The organism is Streptomyces sp. NPDC005963 (assembly GCF_040638655.1).
Lineage (GTDB): Bacteria > Actinomycetota > Actinomycetes > Streptomycetales > Streptomycetaceae > Streptomyces.
In genome coordinates, this window is the sequence record NZ_JBEXVD010000003.1 from 99,846 (window position 1) to 125,089 (window position 25,244).

General features: G+C 70.2%; 25 protein-coding genes. 11 read left to right on the top strand and 14 right to left on the bottom strand.

Features of this window, described 5'->3' with window-relative positions; genetic code table 11:
- Positions 1–101: 101 nt before the first annotated feature.
- The 11 genes from ABZ348_RS06565 to ABZ348_RS06615 form a co-directional block, all read right to left on the bottom strand.
- Complete coding sequence (locus ABZ348_RS06565; protein ID WP_358930010.1) at positions 102–902, bottom strand: sulfite exporter TauE/SafE family protein; 801 nt, start codon at positions 900–902, stop codon at positions 102–104.
- A complete protein-coding gene (locus ABZ348_RS06570) occupies positions 899–2,140 on the bottom strand; it encodes a zinc-binding dehydrogenase (RefSeq protein WP_358930012.1) in 1,242 nt (413 codons plus the stop codon). The genes ABZ348_RS06565 and ABZ348_RS06570 overlap by 4 nt, the downstream gene beginning before the upstream one ends.
- The gene (locus ABZ348_RS06575) at positions 2,137–3,048 is read right to left on the bottom strand and encodes an ABC transporter permease (RefSeq protein WP_358930014.1); all 912 of its coding nucleotides are present in this window, start codon (positions 3,046–3,048) and stop codon (positions 2,137–2,139) included. Before ABZ348_RS06575 ends, ABZ348_RS06570 begins: the two co-directional genes overlap by 4 nt.
- 9 nt (positions 3,049–3,057) lie before the next feature.
- Positions 3,058–4,197 carry an ABC transporter permease gene (locus ABZ348_RS06580; protein WP_358930016.1) on the bottom strand — a complete coding sequence of 380 codons (1,140 nt, stop codon included), beginning with the start codon at positions 4,195–4,197 and terminating at the stop codon, positions 3,058–3,060.
- On the bottom strand, positions 4,194–5,975 hold the full coding sequence (locus ABZ348_RS06585; protein WP_358930018.1) for an ABC transporter ATP-binding protein: 1,782 nt from the start codon (positions 5,973–5,975) through the stop codon (positions 4,194–4,196). The genes ABZ348_RS06580 and ABZ348_RS06585 overlap by 4 nt, the downstream gene beginning before the upstream one ends.
- On the bottom strand, positions 5,950–7,059 hold the full coding sequence (locus ABZ348_RS06590; protein ID WP_358930020.1) for a BMP family ABC transporter substrate-binding protein: 1,110 nt from the start codon (positions 7,057–7,059) through the stop codon (positions 5,950–5,952). The genes ABZ348_RS06585 and ABZ348_RS06590 overlap by 26 nt, the downstream gene beginning before the upstream one ends.
- 311 nt (positions 7,060–7,370) lie before the next feature.
- Positions 7,371–7,730, bottom strand: a complete 360-nt coding sequence (locus ABZ348_RS06595; protein WP_358930021.1) for a hypothetical protein — start codon at positions 7,728–7,730, stop codon at positions 7,371–7,373.
- Positions 7,731–7,940: 210 nt separating this feature from the next.
- Positions 7,941–8,306, bottom strand: a complete 366-nt coding sequence (locus tag ABZ348_RS06600; RefSeq protein WP_329018352.1) for a cupin domain-containing protein — start codon at positions 8,304–8,306, stop codon at positions 7,941–7,943.
- 90 nt (positions 8,307–8,396) lie between these two features.
- A complete protein-coding gene (locus ABZ348_RS06605; RefSeq protein ID WP_358930023.1) occupies positions 8,397–9,110 on the bottom strand; it encodes an FCD domain-containing protein in 714 nt (237 codons plus the stop codon).
- A gap of 5 nt (positions 9,111–9,115) precedes the next feature.
- Positions 9,116–9,601 (bottom strand): VOC family protein, encoded by a 486-nt coding sequence (locus ABZ348_RS06610; protein ID WP_358930025.1) that lies wholly within the window; start codon positions 9,599–9,601, stop codon positions 9,116–9,118.
- A 102-nt stretch (positions 9,602–9,703) separates the two neighbouring features.
- Positions 9,704–11,242, bottom strand: coding sequence for an aldehyde dehydrogenase family protein (locus ABZ348_RS06615; RefSeq protein WP_358930027.1), 1,539 nt, complete (start codon positions 11,240–11,242; stop codon positions 9,704–9,706).
- A gap of 162 nt (positions 11,243–11,404) precedes the next feature.
- Here ABZ348_RS06615 and ABZ348_RS06620 point away from each other — a divergent pair, with 162 nt between their 5' ends.
- The 5 genes from ABZ348_RS06620 (at position 11,405) to ABZ348_RS06640 (ending at position 16,432) form a co-directional block, all read left to right on the top strand.
- Entirely contained in the window at positions 11,405–12,991 is a 1,587-nt protein-coding gene (locus tag ABZ348_RS06620; RefSeq protein WP_358930029.1) for an amidohydrolase family protein, read from the top strand.
- A gap of 63 nt (positions 12,992–13,054) precedes the next feature.
- Positions 13,055–14,074, top strand: coding sequence for a zinc-binding dehydrogenase (locus ABZ348_RS06625; protein ID WP_358930031.1), 1,020 nt, complete (start codon positions 13,055–13,057; stop codon positions 14,072–14,074).
- Between the two features lie 2 nt (positions 14,075–14,076).
- Complete coding sequence (locus ABZ348_RS06630; protein ID WP_358930033.1) at positions 14,077–15,432, top strand: FGGY-family carbohydrate kinase; 1,356 nt, start codon at positions 14,077–14,079, stop codon at positions 15,430–15,432.
- An 88-nt stretch (positions 15,433–15,520) separates the two neighbouring features.
- Positions 15,521–15,913 (top strand): VOC family protein, encoded by a 393-nt coding sequence (locus tag ABZ348_RS06635; protein WP_358930035.1) that lies wholly within the window; start codon positions 15,521–15,523, stop codon positions 15,911–15,913.
- A gap of 90 nt (positions 15,914–16,003) precedes the next feature.
- On the top strand, positions 16,004–16,432 hold the full coding sequence (locus ABZ348_RS06640) for a VOC family protein (RefSeq protein ID WP_358930036.1): 429 nt from the start codon (positions 16,004–16,006) through the stop codon (positions 16,430–16,432).
- A 352-nt stretch (positions 16,433–16,784) separates the two neighbouring features.
- Here the strand turns inward: ABZ348_RS06640 and ABZ348_RS06645 are convergent, their stop codons facing one another.
- Positions 16,785–17,276, bottom strand: coding sequence for an ATP-binding protein (locus ABZ348_RS06645; protein ID WP_358930038.1), 492 nt, complete (start codon positions 17,274–17,276; stop codon positions 16,785–16,787).
- Between the two features lie 431 nt (positions 17,277–17,707).
- On the opposite strand from ABZ348_RS06645, the gene ABZ348_RS06650 reads away from it, so the two are divergent.
- Positions 17,708–18,721 (top strand): hypothetical protein, encoded by a 1,014-nt coding sequence (locus ABZ348_RS06650; protein WP_358930040.1) that lies wholly within the window; start codon positions 17,708–17,710, stop codon positions 18,719–18,721.
- Positions 18,722–18,867: 146 nt separating this feature from the next.
- On the opposite strand, the gene cutA is transcribed toward ABZ348_RS06650, so the two are convergent.
- Entirely contained in the window at positions 18,868–19,194 is a 327-nt protein-coding gene (cutA, locus tag ABZ348_RS06655; RefSeq protein WP_358930042.1) for a divalent-cation tolerance protein CutA, read from the bottom strand.
- 263 nt (positions 19,195–19,457) lie between these two features.
- Between cutA and ABZ348_RS06660 the strand changes: the two genes are divergently transcribed.
- Positions 19,458–20,783, top strand: a complete 1,326-nt coding sequence (locus ABZ348_RS06660) for a glycoside hydrolase family 18 protein (protein ID WP_358930044.1) — start codon at positions 19,458–19,460, stop codon at positions 20,781–20,783.
- 130 nt (positions 20,784–20,913) lie between these two features.
- On the opposite strand, the gene ABZ348_RS06665 is transcribed toward ABZ348_RS06660, so the two are convergent.
- Entirely contained in the window at positions 20,914–21,963 is a 1,050-nt protein-coding gene (locus ABZ348_RS06665) for an aldo/keto reductase (RefSeq protein WP_358930046.1), read from the bottom strand.
- A gap of 166 nt (positions 21,964–22,129) precedes the next feature.
- On the opposite strand from ABZ348_RS06665, the gene ABZ348_RS06670 reads away from it, so the two are divergent.
- The 4 genes from ABZ348_RS06670 (at position 22,130) to ABZ348_RS06685 (ending at position 25,167) form a co-directional block, all read left to right on the top strand.
- On the top strand, positions 22,130–23,314 hold the full coding sequence (locus ABZ348_RS06670; protein ID WP_358930047.1) for an aromatic ring-hydroxylating dioxygenase subunit alpha: 1,185 nt from the start codon (positions 22,130–22,132) through the stop codon (positions 23,312–23,314).
- A 121-nt stretch (positions 23,315–23,435) separates the two neighbouring features.
- Positions 23,436–23,900, top strand: a complete 465-nt coding sequence (locus ABZ348_RS06675) for a VOC family protein (protein ID WP_358930049.1) — start codon at positions 23,436–23,438, stop codon at positions 23,898–23,900.
- On the top strand, positions 23,897–24,325 hold the full coding sequence (locus ABZ348_RS06680; RefSeq protein WP_358930051.1) for a nuclear transport factor 2 family protein: 429 nt from the start codon (positions 23,897–23,899) through the stop codon (positions 24,323–24,325). Before ABZ348_RS06675 ends, ABZ348_RS06680 begins: the two co-directional genes overlap by 4 nt.
- Positions 24,326–24,393: 68 nt before the next feature.
- Positions 24,394–25,167: a hypothetical protein gene (locus ABZ348_RS06685; protein ID WP_358930053.1), complete on the top strand. Its 774-nt coding sequence runs from the start codon at positions 24,394–24,396 to the stop codon at positions 25,165–25,167.
- Positions 25,168–25,244 lie beyond the last annotated feature (77 nt).

A 25,244-nucleotide genomic window follows, 5' to 3' on the forward strand; every position in this document is an offset into this window, starting at 1 on the left:
CTTTCGTCGTCGTACATCCGCACGTACCTCCTCCGGTTGCCGGCGTCTGCGTCCGGTGAGCCGTTGCGATCGCCCCGGCCGGCAGCCGGAACGTCGGTGGCTCAGGTCAGCAGCAGCGCCACCCCCGCCACCGTGCCCACCGTGACCACCACGGCGCGCAGTACGGACGCGGGCACCCGGCGCCCGAGCGCGGCACCGAGCAGACCGCCCGGTATCGAGCCCAGGGCCACCAGCAACACCGGTAGCCAGGCCACGTCCGCTGTGAGTGCGAACAGCACCGCGGCGACCAGGTTGACCAGTGCTTGGAGAAGGTTCTTGAGGCCGTTGAGGAGGCGGAGGTCGTCATCGAGGACGATCGCGAGTTGGGCCAGCAGCAGGACGCCCTGCGCGGCGCCGAAGTAGCCCCCGTACACGCTGACGGCGAAGACGGAGACGGGCAGCAGTCGGCCGACCGTGCGCGGGGCGGCGACCGCCGTGACTCCGGTGGTGGCGGCCAGTTGCACGGCCGCCCGGCTGCGGCGCTCGGCGACCAGTCGGGTCAGCCGGGGCTGGAGGGCCATCAACAGCGCGGCGAGCAGCACCAGGAGCGGCACGACCGCCCGGAAGGAGTCGGCGGGCAGGCTGAGCAGCAGCAAGCCGCCCGCCAGTCCGCCGAGTACGGCGGCGATGGAGAGCGGGAGCAGTCGGTGTTTCTGTGCCAGGAGTTCGCGGCGGCAGCCGAGGGCGCCGCTGATCGACCCCGGGGTCAGCCCGATCGTGTTGGACACGTTGGCGACGACCGGTGGGTAGCCGAGGGCGACGAGGACGGGGAAGGTCAGCAGCGAGCCCGAGCCGACGACGGTGTTGAGCGTGCCGGCGGCGAGGCCGGCAGCCAACACGAGGGCGATCTCCACGGTGGTCACGAGTGCGTCGGGACCTTGGGCGTTGCGGCCGATTCGGGCAGCGGACCGGCGGCGGGGGGCCGTTCGTCGGCTCCCGCGATGCGCCGTCCGACCGAGGCGGCCGACGAGGAGGCGGAGCGCGCGGCGGGGGCGTTCTTCGCCCGTGTGACGGGGTTGGCGCGCTGTCCGGACGCGCGGACGGCCGCGTTCCCCGGCAGCAGGACGATCTTGCCCTTGGTCTCTCCGCTCTCCAGCCTGTGGTGGGCGATGGCTGCCTCGGCCAGGGGCAGCAGGGTGTCCACGACCGGTTCGAGTTCGCCCTCGATGCCGCCGCCGTCCCCGAAACAGAAGTCGATCATGGCGCCGAAGTCGGCGAAGCCGCAGGAGCCGGCGCCCAGGAGGGTGATGCCGCAGTGGAAGGCGTGCGGCAGGTGGAAGGCGGCGGTGGCGCCGGTCGTGTCCCCGCAGAACACCAGTCGGCCGCGGAGCCGGAGGGAGTGCAGCGAGGCTTGGAAGAGGGCGGGGCCGACATGGTCGAGTACGAGGTCGACGCCGGTCCCGTCGGTGAGTTCACGGGCGCGGGCCGCGACGTCCTCGGTGCGGTTGTTGATGGTGGCGTGCGCCCCGACCTGCGCCATGTGGGCGAGTTTGGCGTCGGAGCCCGAGGTGACGATGACCCGGGCGCCGATGCGGCGGGCGATGTGCACGGCCGCCATGCTCACCCCGCTGCCGCCGCCGTGGACCAACACGGTCTCGTCGGCGCGCAGTTCTCCGCGTACGACGAGGGCCTGCCAGGCCATTCCGTAGGCGGTGGGCAGCGAGGCGGCGGCGACATGGCTGGTGCCGGGCGGCAGGACATGGGTGTGCGTGGCGGGTACGGCGACGAGTTCGGCGTACCCGCCCGGCCGGTTGCCCCCGATGATCTGGACGCGCGAGCAGTAGGCGTCCTGTCCGACGGCGCATTCGGCGCAGGTGCCGCACGCGATGCCCGGGTTGACGACGACGCGGTCACCGATGTGCCGGCCTTCGACGCCCGGGCCGAGGGCGACGATGTCGCCGGAGACGTCCATGCCGGGGATGTGCGGAAGGCTGAAGCCCGGCAGCACGCCCGGCCCCTGCCGCTGGAGCAGGTCGAGCCGGTTGACGCCGGCCGCCCGTACGGCGATCAGGACCTCGCCGGGACCGGGCTCGGGGTCGGGCAGTTCGCGGAGCTCAAGGGTGTTGGGTCCGCCGTGGCGGGTGTGCATGACGGCTTTCACGCGGTCCCCCGGACGAATGGGATGCCGAGGGCGCCGGGCGCCCGATGGCTCTTGGCAAGGAACATCATCGCGAGCAGCGCCAGGAGATAGGGCGCTGCGATGAGGAGTTGGGCGTTGAGCTGGAGTCCGAGCGCGGGCAGTGCGAGGCGCATGGCGTCGGCCGCACCGAAGACGAGACAGCCGGTGATGGTGCCGCGCAGGGTCCATCCGCCGAAGATGACGGCGGCGATGACGACGAAGCCGCGTCCGGCGGTCATGTTCTGGTTGAACATGCCCACTTCGCCGACGGCGAGGTAGGCGCCGCCGAGTCCGGAGAGCACACCGCAGATCAACAGTGCCTGCCGGCGGCGCTTGCGAACGTCGATTCCGGTGACGTCGGCGGACTGCGGGTTCTCGCCCGCGGCCCTCAGCTCCAGGCCGAAGCGGCTGCGCTGGACGAGCCACCAGACGAAGGGGATGAGCACGATCAGCAGATAGACGGGCCAGCGGTGGGAGAAGAGGACGGGCCCGAGGAGTGGTATGTCGGAGATGTAGGGGATGTTGACGGCGTTGACCTGGTTGTTGGCGTCCAACTTGACGGAGTCGAGGAGGAAGCTGGTGAGTCCGAGGACCAGGGCGCTCAGGACGAGTCCGACGACATAGGTGTTCACACCGAGTCGATGGCTGAACTGGGCGTGGACGAAGCCGATGATCAGACCCGCCACGATGCCGAAGATCAGGCCGGTGGAGGCCGAGTCGGTGATGGTGGCTCCGAGTACGGCGCTGAAGGCACCGCCGAGCATCATGGCCTCGACGGAGATGTTGATGGTGCCGGCCCGCTCGGCGATGTACTCGCCACAGGCCGCGAAGGCCAGCGGCACGGTGAGCCGCACGGCGCTGGCGAGGATCACGGATGCCTCGTCGATCATGATGCCTCCTCAGGCCGTGGTACGGGCGACTCGGCGCCGCTGGATCTCGGCGAAGGCCGTGGGGAAGACGACGGCGAGGACGAGTAGGGCCGTGACCACGGCGACGATGTAGCGGGGGATGCCGGTGGAGGCGAGGAATCCGCCACCGGCGCGCAGTGCGCCGAAGAACAGTGCGACGGGAATGGCGCGGATCGGGTTGTCCTTCGCGACGAGGGCGACGAGGAGTCCGTCGAAGCCCACGTTGTCGGCGAAGCCGTCCTGGATGCGGTAGCCGCTGCCGGTGAGCATCGCTCCGCCCGCGAGTCCGGCGAAGGCACCGGACGCGAGGAGCGCGCCGCCGCCGACGACCACGGCGCCGACTCCGGCCCGGTGTGCGGTCTTGGCGTTGAGGCCGAGGAGACGGATGCGAAAGCCCCAACGGCTGCGGGTGAGGGCGAAGTAGACGCCGACGGCCAGCAGTGCGGCGACGAAGATTCCGGCGCCGATGTTGAAGCCGGGGTACTCGCCGAAGCGGGGCAGCCAGACCGATTCGCGGAGCATGTCGGACTGGGATGCGGTGGTCTGTCCGGGTACGGCCTGTTCGCGCAGGAGGTAGGGCCGGTTGACGGCGAAGGAGACGACCTGGTTGGCGACGAAGATCAGCAGCAGCGTGGCGATGACCACGTCGACGCCGCGCCAGTAGTAGAGGAGGGCGGCGATGGAGGCCCACAGCGCGCCGCCGATCGCGGCGCAGATGAGGATCATCGGCAGGACGAACCAGCCGGGGCCGGGCATGAAGAGTCCCACCGAGGCGCCGACTGCCGCGCCGATGATCAACTGCCCTTCCTGGCCGATGTTGAAGATGCCGGCCCGGGCGGCGATCACCGACCCGACGGCCACCATCAGCAGGGGCGCGGCCTGGTCGATGCTCTGCCCGATCGACGAACCGCTGCCGAGGCTGCCCTCGTACATGGCGACGGCCGCGTCCACCGGGGACTTGCCGACGACGGCGACGAGGAGCCCTGCGATGCCGAAGGCCAGGGAGAGGGAGAGTGCGTAGAGGGCCGGGGTCCGCAGCCGCTGGGTGATCGGCGGCCGGGGCCGCGGGGCCGCGGGGCCCGGGGGCCCCGCGATGCGGGCGGCATGTGGGGCTTCGAGGAGCTTGGTCATGCGTGCTGGCCTCCCATCATCATGCCGAGGCGCTCGACGTCGACGTCCGAGCGGTCCATCTCGCCGACGATCGTTCCGCGGTGGATGACCGCTATCCGGTGGGAAAGGGTGAGGATCTCGCTGAGTTCGGTGGAGAGCAGCAGTACGGCGATGCCGCTCTTGGCCGCTTCGTGGAGGCGCTCGGTCATGTACTCGATGGCGCCGATGTCGAGGCCGCGCGTGGGTTGGGCCGCGACCAGTACCCGGGGGCGGGCGGAGAGTTCGCGGGCGAGGACGACCTTCTGTTGGTTGCCGCCCGACAGCAGCCGCATGGGGGTGTCGGGCGAGGGGGTGGCGATCTCGAACTCTTTGATGAGGGCGCGGGCCCGCTCATTGAGCCGGCTGCGGCTGAGGAGGCCGCGTCTGCTGATGCCTTGGAGGTCGGCGAGGACGAGGTTCTCGGCGACGCTCATGTCGAGGACGCAGCCGGAGGCATGACGGTCCTCGGGGATCACTCCGATGCCTGCGGCGTGCATGGCACCGGGGCGGCCTGCGGCCACGGCCTCACCGTTGACCTCGACCGTGCCGGAGGTGAGCGGGAGCAGGCTGGAGAACAGGTCGCCGACGGCGGCCTGGCCGTTGCCCTCGACCCCGGCGATGCCCAGGATCTCCCCGGCACGCAGTTCCAGACTCAGTCCGCGCAGCAGGGGGATCTTCTCGGGGCTGTTGGCGTGGGCGTCCGTGATGCGCAGGAGCACGCCGGTGGACCGAGCGCCATGGGCGGCCGGAGCCGTCGCGGAGGGGGTGACCCCCGAGGGGTCCGCCGCCACGGACCCCTCCGGTGTTGAATCCTCCGCCGGCGGTGTCGCCTCGGACGGCGGCTCGGGGGCCGACGGCTCATCGGCAGTCGTCGGCTCCTGGGCCACTTCGAGTTGCGGACCGCTCGTGGGCTCGGTCTGGCCCGGTTCGATCAGTGCGTCCATCACACCGACCGCCGTGGCCGCCGTCCACTTGGACAGTTCGCGGCCCACCATCTCGCGGGCCAGGGCCCGTTCGTCGGTCTCGGCCGTGATCCGGCGTCCCACCACCCGGCCCTGCCGCATGATGGTCACCTTGTCGGTGGCGTGGATGATCTCGTCGAGCTTGTGGCTGATGAGGATCACCGCCTTGCCCTCGTCGGCGACCACCCTGCGCAGCACGGTGAAGAGGTCCCGTGACTCCTCCAGGGTGAGCACGGACGTCGGCTCGTCGAGGACGAGGACGTCCGGGTCCCGGCGCAGACACTTGACGATCTCCACGCGCTGTCGTTCGCCGGTGGACAGGTCCTCCACCTTGGCGTCGGGGTCGACGGCGAGGCCGTAGCGTTCACCGACTTCCCTGACGACGGTGCGGATCTGCTCCCGGTCGACGCGGCCCCGGTCGCCGAGGGCGATGTTCTCCCAGACGGTGAGCCTGCCCACCAGGCTGAAGTGCTGGTGGACCATGGCGATTCCGCGGGCCGCCGCGGTGAGCGGGTCGGCGATCACCTCCGGCTTGCCGCGCAGGAGGATCTGCCCGGCGTCGGGGGTGACCAGTCCGAGGAGGACCTTCATCAGGGTGCTCTTGCCCGCGCCGTTCTCACCGAGCAGGCCGTGGATCTCTCCGGCCGCCACGTCGAGGTCGACGTCACCGCAGGCGCAGACGGGCCCGAAGTGCTTGCTGATGCCGACCATCTGGAGGGCGGGGGCGCCGCTCTCCCCCGCGCCCACCGGTGTGAGGGCCGGTGCGGTGGGGCTACTGCTTGCCGGCGACGGCGTCATCGACGTTCAGCCTTCCGCTGCCGATATCCTCCGTGAGCTTCTTGAGCAGAGCCTCCTGATCGCCCTTCGGCTCACAGAGCTTGACGTAGGGGACGGGGTCCTTGCCCAGGTGCCATTCACGGGCGACGCCCATGCGCAGGGTGCCCGCCTTGAAGTCCTTGAGCGCTCCGGCGAAGTAGGCGCCGGGGCTGAAGACGACGGAGATCGCGTACTGCACTCCGCTGTTGTCGCCACAGCGGTCGGTGCCGGGGGTCAGGGCGGGGACGCCCTTCTTGTTGGCGATCCGGGTGACCGAGTCGGTGGCACCGCCGAGATAGGGGTAGATCACCTTGACGCCCTGGGAGAGTTGGGCGTTGGCGGCCTCGTTGGCCTTGCCGGAGTCGTTGAAGTCGCCGGTGTAGTTCTCGACGAGTTCGGCGTCCGGGACGACGGCCTTGATGCCGGCCTTGAACGCCTTGGCGACGGCCCGGGCGAAGTCCAGGTCGGGGCCGGTGATGAAGCCGGCCTTCTTGCCGCCGTTGTCCTTGAGGACGAGCCCGGCCGCGTATCCGGCGGCGTACAGGCTCTCGTTGATGAAGTCGAGGGACTGGGTGAACTCCGGTGTCTGCTTCACGCCCATGCCACCGCTGATGTACCAGGTGACGCCCTTGCACTGGGGCTCGGTGGAGGCGGAGAGGGCGTCCTTGAGTTCGCTGGCGCCGATGGCGACCATGTCGACACGCTGGCGACAGAGGTTGCGCGCCTGCTGTACGGCGGCGGCGGGGTTGATCTTGTCGACGATGGTGAGCTTCCAGCCGTTCTCGTCGGCGAACTTCTGCGATTCGTCGACGAAGCTCTGGTAGTAGCCCTTGTCCTTGGTGTCGCCGGGGCTCATCACACCGATGACGACCTTGCCGTCACCGTTCACATCGGGTTCGCCCTTGGGCAGGGTGCCGGCCTGTGTGCCGGTCGTTGCCTCGGTGCCCTTCTCGGCGGCCTTGGTGGCCTCCTTCTTGGGCCCGTCGGTCTGGGGGTCTCCACAGGCGGTCAGCATCAGTCCTGGTACGACGACCAGTCCTGCGACGGCTCTCAGCATTCTCTTCATCGCATTGTCTCCAGACGACTCGGCGCGGATCAGGCATCTCGTACGGCGGCCTGTGAACCGGACGCTCCGCCGTCGGCGGCGGAGCGGATGAGGGTGTGGACGGTGCCGGCACCGCGCCGGTGGTCGTCCATCGGTCCTGTGGTCGTACGTGTGTGCTGCGGGAGTTGCAGGAGTGGGGGGAGCCGCCGGGCTCCGTCGAATCCACCGAGTCGACTGGGCTGCGGCCCGAAATCAGGGTGACGCTCTACTGCTGGTGTGCTGCGGTGCCCCCTCGTCGGCGGGCATTCGATGCGGAGTGCGCGGGGTCGACCTCAGTCCTTGTGGGACTCGGGGTTGGCGCCCCACTGGATGATCTGGACGTAGTTGCCGTCGGGGTCGGCGAGGGTGCCGATCAGTCCGAAGGGCATCTGCTCCACCTTGCGGACCCAGGTGACGTCCAGGGTCAGCAGGTGCGCCTCCAGGGCGCGGCAGTCCTCCACGTCGAGGTTGATGATGATCCGCGCGGCGTCCTCGTTGGGGCCCGCGACCTCGCTGTGCTCCTCGATGAAGAGCTGCACTCCGCCGAAGGGGAAGGCGCCGCCGTCGTTCTCGGTGACGGAGAAGGCCGAGCGGTACCAGGACTTCATCGTCTCGACGTTGTCCGAACCGATCAGCAGGCTGCCGATGTTCACGGGATTCCTCCGGTGTGTAAAGGGGTTCGTCGACCCCGGGTGGAAGTGCTGGTGCGAGTGGGATGGATGGAGCGGCCCGACGGGTCGCGGGGCGTGGTCGCGCGGGGTCGTCGGCGGACCGTCGCGCCGGGGGTCCGACGTACGGACCGACCGGCCGGGACGGCTGCGGTGGAGCGGGGTTGGCGGTGGTCGGCTGGCTCGGCGGGCCGATCAGCCGTTGCGGTACTCCTCGCGCGGCGGGGTGAAGATGTCGAGGATCCAGGTCTCGCCGTGCTCGGGGTCGCCGATGAAGAGGCTGTCCCCGTGGTCATGGCCCTTGGGCGCCCAGTAGACGTCTCCGGGGCCGAGCACCTTGCGCTCGTCCGAGCCGATCCGGAAGTCGAGCTTGCCCTTGAGGACGATGCCCCACTGCTCGTTGTCGGGGTGGTTGTCGTACGGGGTCGGGCCGCGGCCCTCCTCGATGCGCCAGAAGGTCAGCATCATGTCGTCCCCGGTGTAGACGCGTCGGCGGAATCCGGGCTTGATCTCGGTGAACTCGGACTCGTCGAACGGCCAGACGTGCTCTGCGTCGCTCACGGTTGAACGTCCTCTCTGTTGGGCCGGTCGCCCGGCCCTCGCGGCCCGCCGTGGTGCCGGTCCCCCGCCCCTCGCGGCGGGGGCGTCCGGTCAGAACATGCGGGCGATCATGTGCTTCTCGACCTCGCCCAGGTGATCGGCCGCGGCCAGGGCGGCGACCTTGGGATCACCGCTGGTCACCGCGTCGGCGATGCGGACATGGGCGATGGACGCCTCCGCGATCACCTCGCGGACCGCTGCCGCGTTGTTCTCGGCGTCCAGCAGCGAGGAGAAGTCCTCGGATGCGAACACCGCGTCCAGCGCCTTGCGGTACAGCTCGTGCAGGGTGGGGTTGCCACAGGCGCGGGCCAGCGCCAGATGGAACCGCCGGTCGAGGTCCCGGAACTCCTCCAGCCGCAACCCGGGACCGAACTCCGCCGCGAGTGCGGCGATCTGGGCGCGTTCGGCGTCGCTGGCGCGCAGGGCCGCGAGTCGCGCGATGGCGACCTCGGTGACCTGGCGGACCTCGAAGAGCTCCGAGATGTTGCGCTTGCGCCGGTCATCCCCTCCTAAGGGGACGTCGGGCAGGTCCTCGGCGACGAAGAAGCGGTTGCCGCGCTTGATGACACAGCCCAGGAAGACGAGTCCCTGGACCGCCTCCCGCACCGAGGTGCGCGCGACGCCGAACTGTTCGCACAGCGTCCGCTCCGCGGGGAACCGGGCGCCCGGCGCGAGCACCCCGTCCCTGATGCTCTCCAGCAGCGAGTCACGGACCTTCTCGGAGACCGTGGTGCGGGAGACGGGAGCGAACTGGATGGGGTCCATGGCCGTCAGGAACCGCTCGCGACGGCGAAGCGCCGCATCTCGGCCTCGATGTCCAGCGGCCGGACGATGGCCTGGTTGGCCTCCTCGCCCCAGTGCTCCGCCGGCACCAGCCACATGACCTCGAACTCCAGCCCATCGGGGTCGAGTGCGTAGAGGCTCTTGTTGGCTCCGTGGTCGCTGGCGCCCTTGAGGGCGTTGGCCTTGAGCAGTCGCTCCCGTACCTCGGCGAGCGCCTCCAGCGAGGGCACCTCCCAGGCGATGTGGTACATCCCCACGGTCTTGGCGCCCGCCTCGGAGGCGGTCGCCTTGTCGCCGATGGTGAAGAAGGCGATGTCGTGGTGGTTCTCGGAGGCGGGTGCGCGCATGAAGACGAAGCTGCCCGGAGGGCCTTCGATGATGGTCTCGAAGCCGAGGACCTCGTGGTAGAAAGCGGCGGTCCTGCGAGCGTCTCGCACGTAGAGGACCGCGTGGTTCATGCCGGTGATCGCCATCGCCAACAACTCCTTCCGGACTTTCGGACTGATGGTCTGACGTTCAGAAGGTAGGGACGCCAGACCATGTGGGTCTTTGTTTCAGGAGCACAAAGCGGGGATTCACCCGCTGTGCACCTGCACGTTCACGGCCTTGATCCGGGTGTAGGCATCGACTCCGGTACGGGAGAATCCGCTCGCCTTGCGCGGCTCACCCCGGCCGCCGTTCATGTCTGGCGCAAAATGGCAGTTGACATTCACCTCGCCGCAGTCCAAGGAGTCGGCGAAGCGGAAGGCCCGTTCCAGGTCGCGGGTGAAGACGGTGCCGTTGAGGCCGTAGCTGGTGCCGTTGGCGAGCTCGATCGCCTCGGCCTCGGAGCTGAACGACATGGCCGCGAGGACGGGCCCGAAGACCTCCTCCTGCTCCAGCTCACAGCCCCTGCGCACACCCCCGAGTACGGTCGGTGCGACGAACGCCGGACCCAGCCCGTCCGGCACCGACGGGGAGCCGATCAGCTTGGCGTCGCCGGACCCGACGGCACGCTCCACATAGCCACGCACCCGATCGGCGTGCCGGGCGTTGATCAGCGGCCCGATGAAGGTCGAGGGGTCGAGCGCATCGCCGATCGGCAGTCCCGCCGCCGCCTCGGCGACCCCGTGGATCACCTCGTCGTAGACGGACCCCTCGATCAGCAGCCGGCTGCCGGCGACACAGACCTCGCCCATATTGACGAAGGCGGCCATCATCGCCCAGCCCACGGCCTGCTCCAGATCGGAGTCGGCGAAGACCACGACCGGTGACTTGCCGCCGAGCTCCAGATGGACCGGGGTCAGATTGCGGGCGGCTGCGGCCATCACATGGCGGCCCGTGTCGGTGCCGCCCGTCAGGCTGATCAGATCGATCCTCGGGTCGGTGATCAACTGTTCGCCGACCTTGCTGCCGGCGCCCAGCACCACGTTGAGTACGCCCGCGGGCAGTCCGGCCGAGGTGAGGATGCGCCCCAGCTCCACCAGGGTGATCACCGCGTCCGCCGGTGGCTTCGCCACGATCGAGCAGCCCGCGGCCAGGGCGGAGGCGATGCGCTGGCTGCCGGTCATCAGCGGACCGTTCCACGGCAGCAGTTCGGCGACCACGCCCGCGGCCTCCGGCTGGCGCACGGTCAGGATCTGCGGCCCGCCGCCGGGCAGCAGTTCGGGCGGGAAGGTGGCACGGCGTGCGTCCCCGTGTGCGGTACGGGCCACGGCCGCGGCGTACGAGAAGGCGTTGGCGGCCTCGTACACGTCGTTGACCAGCGCTCCCGACACCCCCTTGCCGGTGTCCAGGGCCTCCAGCGCGGCCAGTTTGGGGGCGTCGGCGCGGATCGCCGCCGCTGCCGCCTCCAGCACCTCGGCCTTGCGCGGCCCGGGCATCCGCCGCCAGACGCCGCTGTCGAAGCTGGTCCGGGCGGCGGCGATGGCCGCCTCCACCTCCTGTTCGGTGGCGGCGAGGAAGCGGGCCGGCTGCTGGCCGGTGGACGGATCGGTGATCGGCTGCGGCGTGCCGTCAGTGGCCTCCTTGCCGCCGATCAGCTGTGCATAGGGCTCGGTGCTGAGCCAGCCGGGCTGCAATCTGGGCTCGGCTCCGGAGCTGTCGTCGGGGCCCTGTTCGGACGTCGCACGCATCGCGGCTACTCCCTCTCACTACCTGGACACTCTGGACGAATGCGTGTCAGGTTGTCGGCCGCGAGGGACGCCCGCATCGTGTTCCCGGCATGGACCACGGGCCTTTGATTGTGCTCCCGGCCACGATGTTCAGCGGGCCCGGGCGACCTAATGTCCCTGGTCATGGTGAGAGACGCCGACTCAAACGACCGAGGTGTCCGCAGTGCGCCGGGCAGCGTCGGTACTGCCGCACGGCCCGCCGCCGGCAGGGCGACCGATCCGTACGCGCCGACCACAGCACCGACCACCGCAGCCACCACAGCAGCGACCACCGCACCGCGCAGTGCGGCGAGCACCGCGCAGGGCGAAGGCCCCCGCTCCCCCACACCACGCCCGGACCTGCTGGTCACCGGGGGCGATGTGGTGACCATGAACGCCCGCCGTGAGGTCCTCGCGGGCGGAACCGTCGCCATCGCCGGGGACCGCATCCTCGCCGTCGGCGCCACCACCGAGTTGCGGCGACGCTGGCCGGGCACCCCCGAACTGGACGCCAGCGGTTGTGTCGTCACCCCCGGCATGATCAACGCCCATCAGCACCAGACCGGCGACCCGCTGGCCCGCGCCTGGATTCCCGACGACCTGGCGCCCGGCGCTTCCATCGACGCCTGGGCCGTACCGCTGCACGCCGCGCACACGGCCGCTGACGACACCGTCTCCGCCCTGTTGACCTGCGTGGAGAACCTCCGCAACGGGGTGACCACGCTGGTGGAGGCCGGGACCGTCGCCCACCCCCACCCCGTCGCGCACGCCATGCACACGGCCGGCATCCGGGGCACCGTCGGCACCTGGGGCTGGGACGTGCCCGGCGCGCCCTTCGCCGCTTGTGCCCCCGAAGTCCTCGACCGGCTCCGCGAGGTCGTCGAGAGCTATCCGGCCGGCGGGCAGATCGAGGGCTGGGTCACCCTCGTCGGCCACGGTCTGGCCTCCGATGAACTGCTCACCGGGGCCGCGGAGCTGGCCCGCTCCACCGGTGCCCCGATGACCATGCACCTCTCGCCCTCACAGTCCGACCCCGAGCACTATCTGAAGACCACCGGCCGCCGCCCGGTCGACCATCTGGCACATCTGGGAGTGCTGGGCCCGCACCTGTTGCTCGCCCATGCGGTCTGGCTGGCCGACAGCGAGGTCGAAGCCCTGCTCACCAGCCGTACCGCCGTCGCCTACTGCCCCTGGGCGTATCTCCGCCTCGGCCAGGGCGTGACACGGGCCGGACGTCACGGCGAACTCTTCGCACGCGGCGGACGGCTCGCCCTCGGCACCGACTCGGGCAACGCAGGTGACAGCTCCGACATCCTGCGCACGGCAGCGCTGGCCGCGGGGCTCGCCAAAGACATGCCCGTCGATCCGACCGTCGCCCTCGGCGCGGCGGCGGCACTGGAGTTGGCCACCGTACGGGGTGCCGAGGCCATCGGCATGGCCGACCGGATCGGCTCCCTCGAACCGGGCAAGTACGCGGACCTGGTGGTCCACGCCACCGACGGGCCCCAGTGGGCGCCGCGCGGTGACATCGCCCATCAGCTGGTGTGGTCGTCCGACGGCCGCTCGGTACGCGATGTCCTGGTCGGCGGACGCGCCGTGGTCCGCGACCACCGCTGCACCACCGTCGACGAAACCGCCCTCCACACGGAAGCCGCCGTGGCCTCCGCGGACCTGTTGGCCCGCTCCGGGGTCCCGGCCCGCCCCGGCTGGCCGGTCGTCCCCGCGCACTGAGCACCCGACCCCGACCCACCAGACCCACCGTCCTCCTTCCCCCTAGCCTCTGGGAGTGTCCGTATGAAGATCGCCGTCATCACCGCGGCCGAGCAGGTCGAACTGCGCGAGGAGCCCGATCCGGTACCGGGCCCCCAGGACGTGCTGGTCAAGATAGGTGCCTGCGGTCTGTGCACCATGGAGCGCCGGCTCTACCTGGGCACCAAGCCCATCTACCCGGTCGCGGCGGGCCATGAGGTCGCCGGCGAGGTCGTGGCCGTCGGCTCGCAGGTCGCGGTGCTGCCGGGCGTCCCCCAGGTCGGCGACACCGTCACCCTGGACCTGCTGACCCGCTGCGGCACCTGCACCTCCTGCCGTCGGGGCCGTACCGCCCTGTGCAAGCAGCCGCAGGGCGGCGCGCTCACCGACGGAACGATCTCGATGGGCGCAGGGCTGGCCCAGTTCGTGAAGGTGCCCGCCGCGCAGGCGTTCGGCACCGGCTCCGCTCCGCTGCGGCACGCTGCCATGGGCGAGCCGCTGGCGTGTGTCACCCACTCCGCGCGGCTCGGCGGACTGCGCGCCGGCGACCGGGTGGCCGTCGTGGGCGCCGGGTTCATGGGCCGACTGCACCTGGCCCTGGCCAAGCTCCGCGGAGCCTCTTCGGTCGGTCTGATCGACATCAGCGACGCCCGGCTCGCCGAGGCGCGGGACGCCGGCGCCGACTGGACCAGCACCCCCGAAGAGGCGGTGGCGACCGGCGGCAAGCAGGACCTGGTCTTCGTCACCGCGGGCGCACCCGGTGCCCTGGAGACCGCGGTGGCCATGTGCGACGACGGCGGTACGGTCGTCCTGTTCGGCGCCTTCCCCAAGGAACTGTCCGAGGGGCTGAGCCCGGACCTGATCCACCACCACGAGTTGACCGTCCTCGGCGTCTTCAGCCACGAACCGCAGGACTGGACCGAGGCCGCGGCCCTGATCGCCTCCGGTCGCCTCGGCGCCGACCTCGACGCCCTGGTGACGGCCGAGTTCCCGCTGAGCGAGGTGGACGAGGCGCTGCGCCTGGCCGCGAAGTCCCCGGTCTACCGAGTCCTCGTGGGCGGCTGACCGTGTCGCCCGCGTCCGCTCCGGTCGTCGTCGGGGTCGACCTGGGAAGCAACTCCGCCCGTGCGCTGGCCCTCGACCCCGAAGGGCGCACCCTGGGCAGCGCGACATCCGGCTATCCGGGTGCCGCTTCCTGGCAGCCCGGCCACGCCGACCCACAGGGTTGGCTGGCCGGCGCCGCGGAGGCGGTCCACCGTCTGGCGGCCCGCCTGCCCGCCGCAGCGAATCCGGTGGCGCTCTGCTTCGGCGGCCAGAGCCCCACCACGATCGCGACCGGCACCAGCAGGGCGACCGCGCTGACCTGCCGCCACCCGGCCGGCGCGACCGGCTCCCCGGTGGACCAACACCACGCCCAGAGCGCGCTGCTGGGCGAGGAGTACGGGTCCGACGCGGTGGTCTGGCAGTTGTACGACTGGGTGATGGCCGAACTGGGCGCTGACCGGCACCAGTCGCGCTGGCCGGGAGATCCGCTGCTGAACGGCTACGGGCCCGTCGCCGCGACCGGTTCGGTGGTCGGAACGGCCGACGGTGGCAACGGTCTCGCCGTCGGTACGCCGCTGGTGGCCGGCGCCCAGGACGCGTACCTCGCGTTCTGGGCGGGCGGACTCGACGAGCCGGGCCGCGCCATGGACCCGGGCGGGCGCACGGGCGGACTGGCCGTCGCGGTCGCCGCGGGCTCCCCCGCCGCGGATCACTACGCGTTGCCCAGCGCCGTACCGGGCCTGGACATCGTCGGCGGGCCGGTCGCTGCCCACGGTCTGATGCTGGAGTGGCTCAGCGGGCTCACCGGTCGTGAGGTCCCCGATCTGCTGGCGCTGGCCGCCGAAGTGCCGGCCGGGGCCCGGGGCGTGACCGTCATCCCCTATCTGGAGGGTGAGCGGGCACCGCGCTGGAACCGGGCACTGCGCAGTGAGATCCACGGTCTGTCCGCTTCGGCCGGTCCGGGCGACATCACCCGGGCGGCGCTGGAGGGCGCGGCGTACGGACTGGCGCACATCGCTTTGGAGTTGGCCGCCAAACAGGCCCCGATCCACACCCTGGTCTGCGCGGGCTCACCGGCCCTCAGCCGGCTGTGGTGCTCGGTGAAGGCATCGGTCCTGGGCGTACCGGTGGAGGTGCCCGAGCCGGTGGACGTCGCCGCCTACGGGGCCGCGCTCGCCGCGGGCGCCGGCGCGGGCTGGTGGCCCGCCCCCGGGAGGGGACGGGGAGGCGACTGGCCCCGCCCGCGCATGACGGTGATCGAACCGGAGCCCGACCCGGTGTACGAGGAGGGGCTGCGGCAGTTCCTCGCCCTCGGGGACGCGGGCGTGGCACGGGTCGCCGAACGAGAAGCCCGAACGGCCGCCCCGGCAGCGGTCTGAGCAAACGCGCGGCGCAGCGCCGCACAGCAGGGAACGCCCCGCGCGAGCACCGCGTGGTGACCGAACGAGCATCGAGCATGGAGTCGAAATGCCCAACCCCGTGATCTTCATGGATCTGCCGACCCCGGACGTGGAGGCCACCTCGGTCTTCTACGCCGACCTCTTCGGCTGGACCTTCAACCGCCGGCCCGCCGGCAAGTTCTCCGAGGTGCTGCCGGGCGTGAAGCCCAACCTCGGCATCCACCTGGACGAACGCCCCTCCACGGGCGGTCCGGTGCCGCGGATCTACGTCATGGTCGACGAGCCGCCCGCCTATCTGGAGAAGGCCGTGGCGAACGGTGCCTCGGTGCTCTGGGAAGAGAAGCCGTGGGAGGAGTTCGAGGCCCGGTACGCGGCGTTCCGCGACCCCTGGGGCAACGAAGTCGTGCTCTGGCGCGACAAGGGCACCTACTTCAAGAGCGGCCACGCCCCCGAGGCATAGCCCCCTCCGCTGCCCGTACCGCCCGGGTCCCGGCAGCCCACCGCATCCCGCGAACCACCCGGCACGACCGAGAAACCCCGAGGAACCACCATGACCAACACCCTCATCTTCGTCGACCTGCCCACCCCCGACGTCGACGCGGCGACCGAGTTCTACCGCGAGCTGTTCGGTTGGACGATCAACCCCCGACCGCAGGGCGTCTTCCACCAGGTGGTCCCCGGCGAGGGCCTCCACCTGGGCATCTTCAGCGAGACCGAGCAGCACCCCGACCCGGCCCCGCTCCCGACCCAACCGCGCTCCGGCCTGCACACCCGCGTCTACATCCTGGTCGACGCCCCTCCCGGGGACTACCTCAACAAGGCGGTGCTGCTGGGCGCGACCGCGCTGTGGGAGCAGAGCTTCTGGAAGGAGTTCAACGGACACCACGCCTCGTTCCTGGACCCGTGGGGGAACCAGATCGTGATGTGGCGCGCGCCGGACGCGGACGAGAAGAAGGACGACGAGGAGACCGCCGGCTGACCCCGTCCCAAAGCCAACGGCCCGTCGACGTGACCGCCGCACACGACACCTCGCCGGGCCGAACCCACCGCCATGGGCGGCCCGTCCGACCCACCTCACGGCCGGACGGGCGTCTCGCCCCCCTCTTGACCCGCTGCGATCCTTCGGCCGGGCATTCAGGGGGTGGACGCTCCTCATCTACGGGCAGGAACGCCTGCCCGCCGTGCCGCGCTCCTGTCGTCCGCCCCCTGCAACGATCCGTAGACGCACGGGCCGTACGGTCAACCCGTACCGCCCCGACCAGTCCGTGGCACCGAGCACGAACGGCACCCCCGCCTTCAGTTGCCGATGGGCGTCGAGCCGCGCCCGGTCGTCACGGACGCACCGCCTCCACGTCGGCCCAGACCCGCTTGCCCCACGGCAGCGGATCGACGCCCCACCGGCCGCCACACAGCGCAGCCACCATCGCCAGCCCCCTACCGGACTCATCGTGAGTGTCGGCAGCCTTGGACCGCGGCACCTTCCTGGACCGGTCGACCACGGCGACCCGCACCACGGACTCGTCCAGCCGTGTCACCGTCACGCGGACCGTCCTCAGCCGGGCGTGTACCACCGCGTTCGACATCAGTTCGGTGACGACGACCCACGCCGTGTCCTCCAGTTCCTCCAGCCCCCATGCCCGAAGCGCTGCGGAGACCAGGCAACGTGCGGCTCGGACGGACCCCGGCGCCCGCCGCAGGGACTGCGCGTAGGCGGGCCGCCCGACTGCTGCGGACCAGATCACGGGCGGGTCGGTCGTCGCCCCCCTGCCGCACGGGTTCTGCTGACCACTCACGCCCCGGGCTCCCCTCAGTGGCTTGCTCATAGACGAGCCAACTCCCCTGGAGCACGGGCAGTCGGAAGCCAGGACAGACCTTGCCTCCGGACTTTTCACCGCAATCGGACTTCCCGATCCGCCCAAACCCGCTACCTTCTGTGCTCGGCCGAGCCACGGAAGGTGATGAGGTGTCTGATCTGACGTCGTTCGAACACGCCTGTCTGCTGCAAGGGTGGGCGAAGCCCGCGGACTTCCTACGGGCCTTCCAGGCCACGGCGGATGTCCTGCACGAGTCACCCGCACTGACCGACCGCCAATTACGCCGGTGGCGCCAGCCCGCGCCTCCCGCGCCCCGGCGGCGCGCCTGGCGGATTCTGCACGCGATGTTCGGAATCTGTCCGACCGAACTCGGGTTCCCTGGACCACCGCCAGGTGTCACCTTGGGAGGTGAACCTCTTCACACACAGAGAGGCACTTCCGTGGACCGTCGCGCATTCCTCACCGACTCCCTCGGTGCGGCAGCCTCCGTGAGTCTTCCCGCCCATCTGCGGCCACTCACGCCTCCGGGAAGGTCCGGCTCGGTCGGCACCCCCCATCTCCTCGAACTCCGCGAAGGTCTGCGAGCCCTCTTCCAACTCGACGATGCCTACGGTGGCGCAGCCGTCCGCTCACTGGCATTCCGTCATCTGCGTCGCATCCAGCGGGTCATCGACACCGGCACCTATCCCGACACAATCGGTCGCCAACTCAAGCTCCTGGCAGGGGAGATGATCGGATGGTGCGGCTGGCTGCACTACGACGCCGATGAACAGAAAACCGCCCGCCGTTACTGGGGCGAGGCCCTGACCGCGGCTGCCACCCTCGGGGACGCCAACCTGGAGATCCTGGTCTTCTCCCAGATGAGCTTGCAGGCATCCTTCCAAGGCCGACCACAAGACGGCCTCGATCTGGCCCGCGCCGGCCAAGAGCGCGCCACGCGTCTGGGATCACCGGTGCTCCAATCCATCATGGCCTGCCGGGAGACTCGCGCTCTGTCCGTTATGGCCGACGGCAAGACGGCAGGCCGCCGTCTCACCGATGCCATGCGCCTCCTCGACCACAAGGGACGCGGGCGTCCCTTCCCTGAATGGACTGCATTCCATGGGCCTGCGGAGGTGGAGTACTGCCAAGGGCTCCTCTACAACGAACTCGGCAACTACCAGGCCGCCGTCCCCTTCCTCCGCGCTGCACTGACCCACCAAGAAATCACCTACGGCCGCAATCGGGCGTTGTACCGGCTGATGCTCGCCAACACCCTGGTCAAGGCCGATGAGGCCGAGGAGGGCGCGGCGTACGCGGTGGAAACTCTGGAGCAGTTGGACGAGGTCGAGTCCGGTCGTGTCCTACGTCAACTCGCCGAGGTGGCCCATGCACTACGCCCGGTCGACACCGCCTCCGCCAGGAACGCCGTCGAGCAACTGGACGAGTACGCCCGCTTGAAGAGTGCGGCGTAATACCCGAGCCGCAGCGAACTCACCTCCCCAAACCGCGTTCACCCTCACCGTCACCCCCGCCGAACAGCGGGTTCGCCTCGATACCCCCGACGGGCCGAGCTGGACCCTGCCCATCTGATACCTGCGGGCGGCGGGCGGGAACTGCCCTACGCCTCCGTGCTCTCCGCCGCCACCCACGCCAAGTACTCCGCCGACCCGCCCTCCACCGGCAGCACGATCCACTCCGGCACCTCGTAGCTGTGAGTCGCCGTGACCCACTCGGCCAGTCGGGGCAGGCGGTCCCGTGTCGTCTTGTACGAGATCCGCCATTCCCGCTCCTGCTGCACCGCGCCCTGCCAGCGGTAGACCGCCGTGAAGGCGGGGTCGATGTGCGCGCACGCCGCGAGTCTGCGGTCCACCGCGCCGTGCGCCAGGGCCCTCGCCTTCGTCTCGTCGTCGATGGTGGTCTGGGCGATCACGATGTCCGTCGACACGGCGGCTGCTCCTTCGTCGGGGGCGACGAGCCTATCCAGAGGCTGCCCACCGAGTAGGGCACAGCTCGGGCAGGCGGACCACTACCGCAACGGCGGCATTCTCAGTAAGTGCCGCACGGCTGCCCCCTGACGTTCCCTCAACTCGCCATGGAGACAGGTCACTTCGTGGGTCACGGCCTCTTGTGTGGACACCCCGGCATGGACTAGATCTCTTCTCGCGATTGGTACAGACCACCTGACCCCACTCAGACAAGGCAACCAGTATGTTCAGACGCACCTCCGCGTTCCTGGCGACGGCTCTGCTCGCCTCGCTCGTCGCGGTCCCCTCGACCGCTCAAGCCGATGACGACGACAGCCGCCGGCTGCCCGGCCACCGCGTGGCCTACTTCACCGGGTGGAGCGTCTACAGCGGCTTCTCCGCCAAGAAGGTCCAGGACTCGGGCCAGGCGTCGAAGCTGACCGTGATCAACTACGCCTTCGGCAACATCTCCCCCGAGGGCACCTGCTTCGCGGACAACCAGGCCGACCAGGCCGACGCCTGGGCCGACTACCAGCGCCCGATCGACGCGGCCGACTCGGTGGACGGCGTCGCCGACAACTGGGACCAGCCGCTGAAGGGCAGCTTCAACCAGTTGCGGAAGCTGAAGGCGAAGAACCCCCACCTGAAGGTCGTCATCTCGATCGGCGGCTGGGGCTGGTCCAAGTACTTCTCGGACGTGGCCGCCACCGACGCCGCGCGCAAGAAGTTCGTGTCCTCCTGCGTGGACCTCTACATCAAGGGCAACCTGCCGCAGCTGCTGGACACGCCGGGGGGTGGCCCGGGCAGCGGCGCGGGCGTCTTCGACGGCATCGACCTCGACTGGGAGCACCCGGGCGGCGACGGTCTGCCGGACAACCATGTGCGCCCCGAGGACGGCCGCAACTTCACCCTGCTGCTGACCGAGTTCCGGCGGCAGCTGGACGCGGTGGGCGGCACCGGGCGGGGGCGCCACCTGCTGACGGCGGCCGTGGCCAACAACACCGGCGTCGCGGACCGGCTGGAGCTGAAGAAGGTCGCCCGCCAGGTGGACTTCCTGAACCTGATGACCTACACCATGCACGGCTCCTGGGAGCCGCAGGGCCCGACCAACCACCAGGCGAACCTCTACACCGACCCGGCCGACCCCTCCGGCGTCGACTACAGCTACAGCGCGGACAAGGTGGTGCAGCACTACCTGGCCGGCGGACTGCCGGCCCACAAGGCGGTGCTCGGGGTGCCGTCCTGGGGCTACGGCTGGACGGGAGTTCCCGCCGGGGCGAAGAACGGCCTCTACCAGCCCGCCACCGGCATGTCCCCGCGCGGCGGCGGCCAGCTGCCCTACAAGGCCATCAAGGACCTGCCGGGCACCGTGCACACCGACCGCAAGCACGGCGCGGCCTGGAAGTACGACGGCACCGAGTTCTGGTCGTACGACACCCCGGCCACCGCCGCCCAGAAGGCCCGCTACACCCAGCGGAACGGCCTCGGCGGCGTGATGGTCTGGTCCCTGGACGGGGATGACGCCCAGGGCTCGCTGATCTCTGCGCTGGACCGCGGTCTGCGGCGCTGACCTGCGGTTGCGACCCGGTGGCGGGCGGGGTGACCCCGGCCGCCACCGGCTGCGGCGGCCGAAGGTGGAGACTCCCTGCACAGGGCACGTGCTGCACCACCGGCAACGCTCTGGTTCTCACCGGCCACCCTTACCCCACCCGCCGCGCGTGATCGCGCCTCCTCAGTGCCGGGTCGGTGAGTGCGGGCGGGGCGTACGGGGCGTCGGCCGGGTTGACGTCGGTGCCCGGGGGCACCAGGGCGTCCAGTCGGTCCATCACGTCAGGTCCGAGCCGTACCCCGGCCGCGCCGAGTTGGCCGGTCAGCTGGTCCATGGTCCGCGGGCCGATGATCGCGGAGCTGACCGCGGGGTGCGCGAGCACAAAGCCGATCGCCAGCTCGATCATGGTGTGTCCGGACTCGTCCGCGAGGGTCGCCATCTCCTCGACCAGGGCGTACTTCCGGTCCCGTACCGCTTCCTGGGCGTGGTCGAAGTGCTCCGCGTTCCGTACGGCACGGGAGTCGGCGGGGGCCTTGGTGCCCGCGCGGTACTTGCCGGTGAGCCAGCCGCCGTTGAGGGGGCTGTAGACCATCACACCCAGGTCGTAGCGCTGGCAGACGGGCAGGGTGCCGGCCTCGGCGTGCCGGGCCAGCGCCGAGTACGCCAGCTGTTCGACGGTGAAGCGCTCCCGGCCCCGGCGTTCGGCCGTCCACTGGCCCTCGGTGATCTGCTCCGCGGTGAAGGCGGACGAGCCGATCGCCCGGACCTTTCCGGCCCGGACCAGATCGGTCAGGGCGCCGAGGGTCTCGTCGAGGTCCGTGCCCGGGTCCGGTCGGTGCAGCTGGTAGAGGTCGATGTGGTCGGTGCCCAGGCGGCGCAGGCTGTCCTCCACGGCCCGAGTGATCCAGCGCCGGGACGCGCCGCGGGTGAGGGGGTCGTCGTGGTTCATGTGCTCGCCGAACTTGGTGGCCAGCACCACAGAGTCCCGCCGGCCCTTGAGGGCGCGGCCGAGGATCTCCTCCGTCTCTCCGAAAACGTACACGTCCGCCGTGTCGATGAAGTTGACTCCCGCGTCCAGAGCTGCGTGGATCATGTCCACGCACGCGTCGTGGTCCTGGTTGCCCCACGCCCCGAACATCATCGTGCCGAGGGCGAGGCGGCTGACGCGCAGGCCCGTTCCACCGAGGTTCACATAGTCCATCGCCCGAGAGTTGCACGCCCGCCGTGGTGCACCGATGTGGCCGGGGGGCAGCGCGGGGGGCCGATGTTCGTGCCTCAAGCACATATCGTCCCCGTACGGCGCCGACCTACCTTCGAGCACATCGCAAAGCAACGAAGGTGTTGGGGAGGAAGCCGTGCTGGACCGGATGAACGCTTCGGAACTCGCCCTGCACGAGGGGGTGGTCGCCGAGGCCCGCGCCGCCAAGGGTCGTGAGACGGACGGTCTCGTCGAATCACCGCTCGAAACCGACATGCTCCAGCCCTGGGAGGTGTGGAGCCAGGACCTGTTCGACCTGGAGATGGTCCGTGTCTTCGGCCGCTCCTGGGTCTGGCTCGGGGACACCGAGGACCTGGTCAAGCCCGGCGACTTCATCACGGGCAAGATCGGTACGCAGTCGGTGCTGATCGTCAAGCAGCGCGACGGCTCGGTCAAGGGGTTCCTGAACAACTGCCGGCACCGCGCCTCCGGGGTGGCCTTCGATCCGGCCGGCAACTGCGGCAAGGCGTTCGCCTGCCCGTACCACGCGTGGACGTACGGTCTGGACGGCAAGCTGCTGTCCATCCCGGACAAGGAGCGCATGTACGGCGCCGACTTCCCGATGCAGAGCTACGGGCTGGTCCCGATCCGGGTGCACATCGCGTTCGACAAGCTGGTGTTCGCCTGTCTGTCGCACAAGGCGCCCTCCTTCGAGGAGTGGATCGCGCCGCTGCTGCCCCGGTACGAGGCGTACAAGATCGGCAACTACCACCGCTACCACCGTGAGCTCGACGAGACCTTCGACATGAACTGGAAGGTCTTCGTCGAGAACTCCAACGACGACTACCACGTCCGTTTCGTGCACCGGCGCCTCAACAAGGTGCGCAAGCAGATGGACACCATCGTGCGCTTCGAAGGGCGCACCACCAGCGGCTACAAGCCCCACAGCGAGAACTTCGACCTCTCGCTCGGCCGTACCGACCTGGACGAGGACGAGCTGCGGGGCAGCTACGCGGAGTTCATCTACCCGAACCTCACCCCGCTGCCGTACGCATCCCAGTTGATCATGGTCCGCGCGGATCCGATCGCCCCGGACAAGACGCGCCTGGTGTCCCGGATCTACGGGCTGACCGAGGACATCGAGCTCCAGGAGCGCGAGTTGGTGAATCTGGAGCTGACCAACAAGGAGGACACCGACATGGTGACCGTCCTGATGGAGAACCTCCGGTCGCCCTTCTATCGCGTCGGCCCGTCCAGCACCTGGGAGGGCAGGGCCAAGCACATGATGAGGCAGATCCGCGAAGACGTGGCCACGCCGCTCGCCCCGGACGAGTTCGAGGGCCCGATCGACTGAACGACCGGACGCCGGTACGACCGGACAACCGGGACGGCGGCAGGACGGCACGACCGCACGATGGCACGACCGATCGCCGGATCTACTGAACGCCGACGATTCGTAGGAGAGGAGAGCATCCGTGCTCGACAAGAAGCTCACCGAGGCCCGCTGGACCCACATCGCGCTGCCGACGAGCGACCTGGAAGCGGCGGTGGAGTTCTACACCTCCTTCACCCCGCTGGTCGTGGTCGCGCGGCACAGCGACAACGACGGTGCCAACGCCTGGCTGTCCAACCCCGGGCAGGTGCACACCCCGTTCGTCCTGGTCCTGGTCGGGTTCAACAAGGACAAGGGCAAGAAGCAGCCGCAACTGTCCCCCTTCGCCCACCTGGGCATGGAGGTGCCGAACCGGGAGGACGTCGACGACACCGCGGCACGGGCCCGGGAGGCCGGCTGTCTGCACTGGGAGCCGATGGAACTGCCCCCGCCGGTCGGCTACATCTGCGCCCTGAACGACCCCGACGGCAATGTCGTCGAGATCTCCCACAACCAGCAGGTCTTCGAGGAGGTCCGCACCCTGTGGGGTGCTGACGTGGAGCAGTGAGCGCCAGCACGGACCTGGAGTCCGTCACAAGGACGGCGGTGGCGCGGTTCGTGGCGGCGCTCAACGCCGGGGACCCCGACCGGATCGCGGACCTGGTCACCGAGGACTTCCACAACGAGCACACCTCGTCGCTCGGAAAGAGCCTCCACGGCAGGGCGGCCTACCGACAGCGGCTGGCCGGCTTCCTCGAAGAGTTCCAGAACCTGCGGTACGAGACCGAAGACCTCCTGGTCGACGGGGACAAGGCGGCCCTCGCCTACCGGATGACCTTCATCTGGACCGGCGCCAGCCACCGTCCGGAGATCAGCGTCCGGGGCATGTTCCGGTTCCGGGTCGAGGACGGGAAGATCGCGCACCGCATCGACTACTGGGACAGCGGCACCTTCCACCAGCAGACCACCGCACAGCGACGGTGGCCCCGATAACACCGCACCTGCGGCAGAGCGGCTCCGGTCCTCGCCCAGCAGGACGGTCAGCGACGAAAGGAAGCACTGTGCAGACCTTCTCGGCCCTCGGAGGGGGCAAGCTCCGGCGGATGCGCCGCATGTTCGCGGCGGACGGGCGGGCCGTCTTCGTCGCCATCGACCACGCCGCCTACATGGGTGAGGGCCCGCCGCTCGGCGAGCCGATGAACCAGATCGCGGCCGGCAAGCCGGACGCCGTGCTCGCCACCTGGCACCTGGCCCGCGCCTACTCCGACACCTTCGCATCGGCCGGGCTGGTGCTGCGCGTCGACGGCGGCTCGTCCGAACTCGGCGACATGCCACAGAGCGACGTCAACGACATCATGCACCTGCCCGAGCAGGCGCTGAGGATCGGCGCGGACTGTCTGGTGGTGCTGGCCTTCCCCGGCGCCCCCGACGAGGACCTGTCGCTGAAGCGACTGGCGCGGCTCACCTCGGAGTGCGAGCAGCTCGGTCTGCCCGTGATGGCCGAGATGATCCCCGGTGGTTGGGGTCGTGCGGTGCCGTGGACCACGCAGAACGTGGCCCGTGCGGCACGCATCGGCGCCGAGTTGGGCGCGGACGTCATCAAGACCGTGTGCCCGGGGCCGACGGAGGAGTTCGCCGAGGTCGTCGCGGCGTGCCCGGTGCCGGTGGTGGCGCTCGGCGGCCCGAAGGCGGAGAGCGAGGACGAGGTGGTGGCGCTGGCCAAGGGCGTGGTGGAGGCGGGCGGCGCGGGTGTCGCCTTCGGCCGCAACGTCTGGGGCTCGGCGCAGCCGGAGAAGCTGGTGGCGCGACTGCGCGACGCGGTCCACGGCAGCTGAGACCGGCCCGTACTGCCGGGTTCTCCCGGCCTTGAACCGGCCGGCCCCCGGGGCTCCGCACTCCGCACGTGCCACCC

Excerpts from the sequence above, each read along its gene's own strand:
- ABZ348_RS06575 (WP_358930014.1), bottom strand. The coding sequence starts at position 3,048 with ATGATCGACGAGGCATCCGTGATCCTCGCCAGCGCCGTGCGGCTCACC.
- ABZ348_RS06580 (WP_358930016.1), bottom strand. The coding sequence starts at position 4,197 with ATGACCAAGCTCCTCGAAGCCCCACATGCCGCCCGCATCGCGGGGCCC.
- ABZ348_RS06585 (WP_358930018.1), bottom strand. The coding sequence starts at position 5,975 with ATGACGCCGTCGCCGGCAAGCAGTAGCCCCACCGCACCGGCCCTCACA.
- ABZ348_RS06590 (WP_358930020.1), bottom strand. The coding sequence starts at position 7,059 with ATGAAGAGAATGCTGAGAGCCGTCGCAGGACTGGTCGTCGTACCAGGA.
- ABZ348_RS06605 (WP_358930023.1), bottom strand. The coding sequence starts at position 9,110 with ATGGACCCCATCCAGTTCGCTCCCGTCTCCCGCACCACGGTCTCCGAG.
- ABZ348_RS06610 (WP_358930025.1), bottom strand. The coding sequence starts at position 9,601 with ATGGCGATCACCGGCATGAACCACGCGGTCCTCTACGTGCGAGACGCT.
- ABZ348_RS06615 (WP_358930027.1), bottom strand. The coding sequence starts at position 11,242 with ATGCGTGCGACGTCCGAACAGGGCCCCGACGACAGCTCCGGAGCCGAG.
- ABZ348_RS06620 (WP_358930029.1), top strand. The coding sequence starts at position 11,405 with ATGGTGAGAGACGCCGACTCAAACGACCGAGGTGTCCGCAGTGCGCCG.
- ABZ348_RS06625 (WP_358930031.1), top strand. The coding sequence starts at position 13,055 with ATGAAGATCGCCGTCATCACCGCGGCCGAGCAGGTCGAACTGCGCGAG.
- ABZ348_RS06635 (WP_358930035.1), top strand. The coding sequence starts at position 15,521 with ATGCCCAACCCCGTGATCTTCATGGATCTGCCGACCCCGGACGTGGAG.
- ABZ348_RS06640 (WP_358930036.1), top strand. The coding sequence starts at position 16,004 with ATGACCAACACCCTCATCTTCGTCGACCTGCCCACCCCCGACGTCGAC.
- ABZ348_RS06645 (WP_358930038.1), bottom strand. The coding sequence starts at position 17,276 with ATGAGCAAGCCACTGAGGGGAGCCCGGGGCGTGAGTGGTCAGCAGAAC.
- ABZ348_RS06660 (WP_358930044.1), top strand. The coding sequence starts at position 19,458 with ATGTTCAGACGCACCTCCGCGTTCCTGGCGACGGCTCTGCTCGCCTCG.
- ABZ348_RS06665 (WP_358930046.1), bottom strand. The coding sequence starts at position 21,963 with ATGGACTATGTGAACCTCGGTGGAACGGGCCTGCGCGTCAGCCGCCTC.
- ABZ348_RS06670 (WP_358930047.1), top strand. The coding sequence starts at position 22,130 with ATGAACGCTTCGGAACTCGCCCTGCACGAGGGGGTGGTCGCCGAGGCC.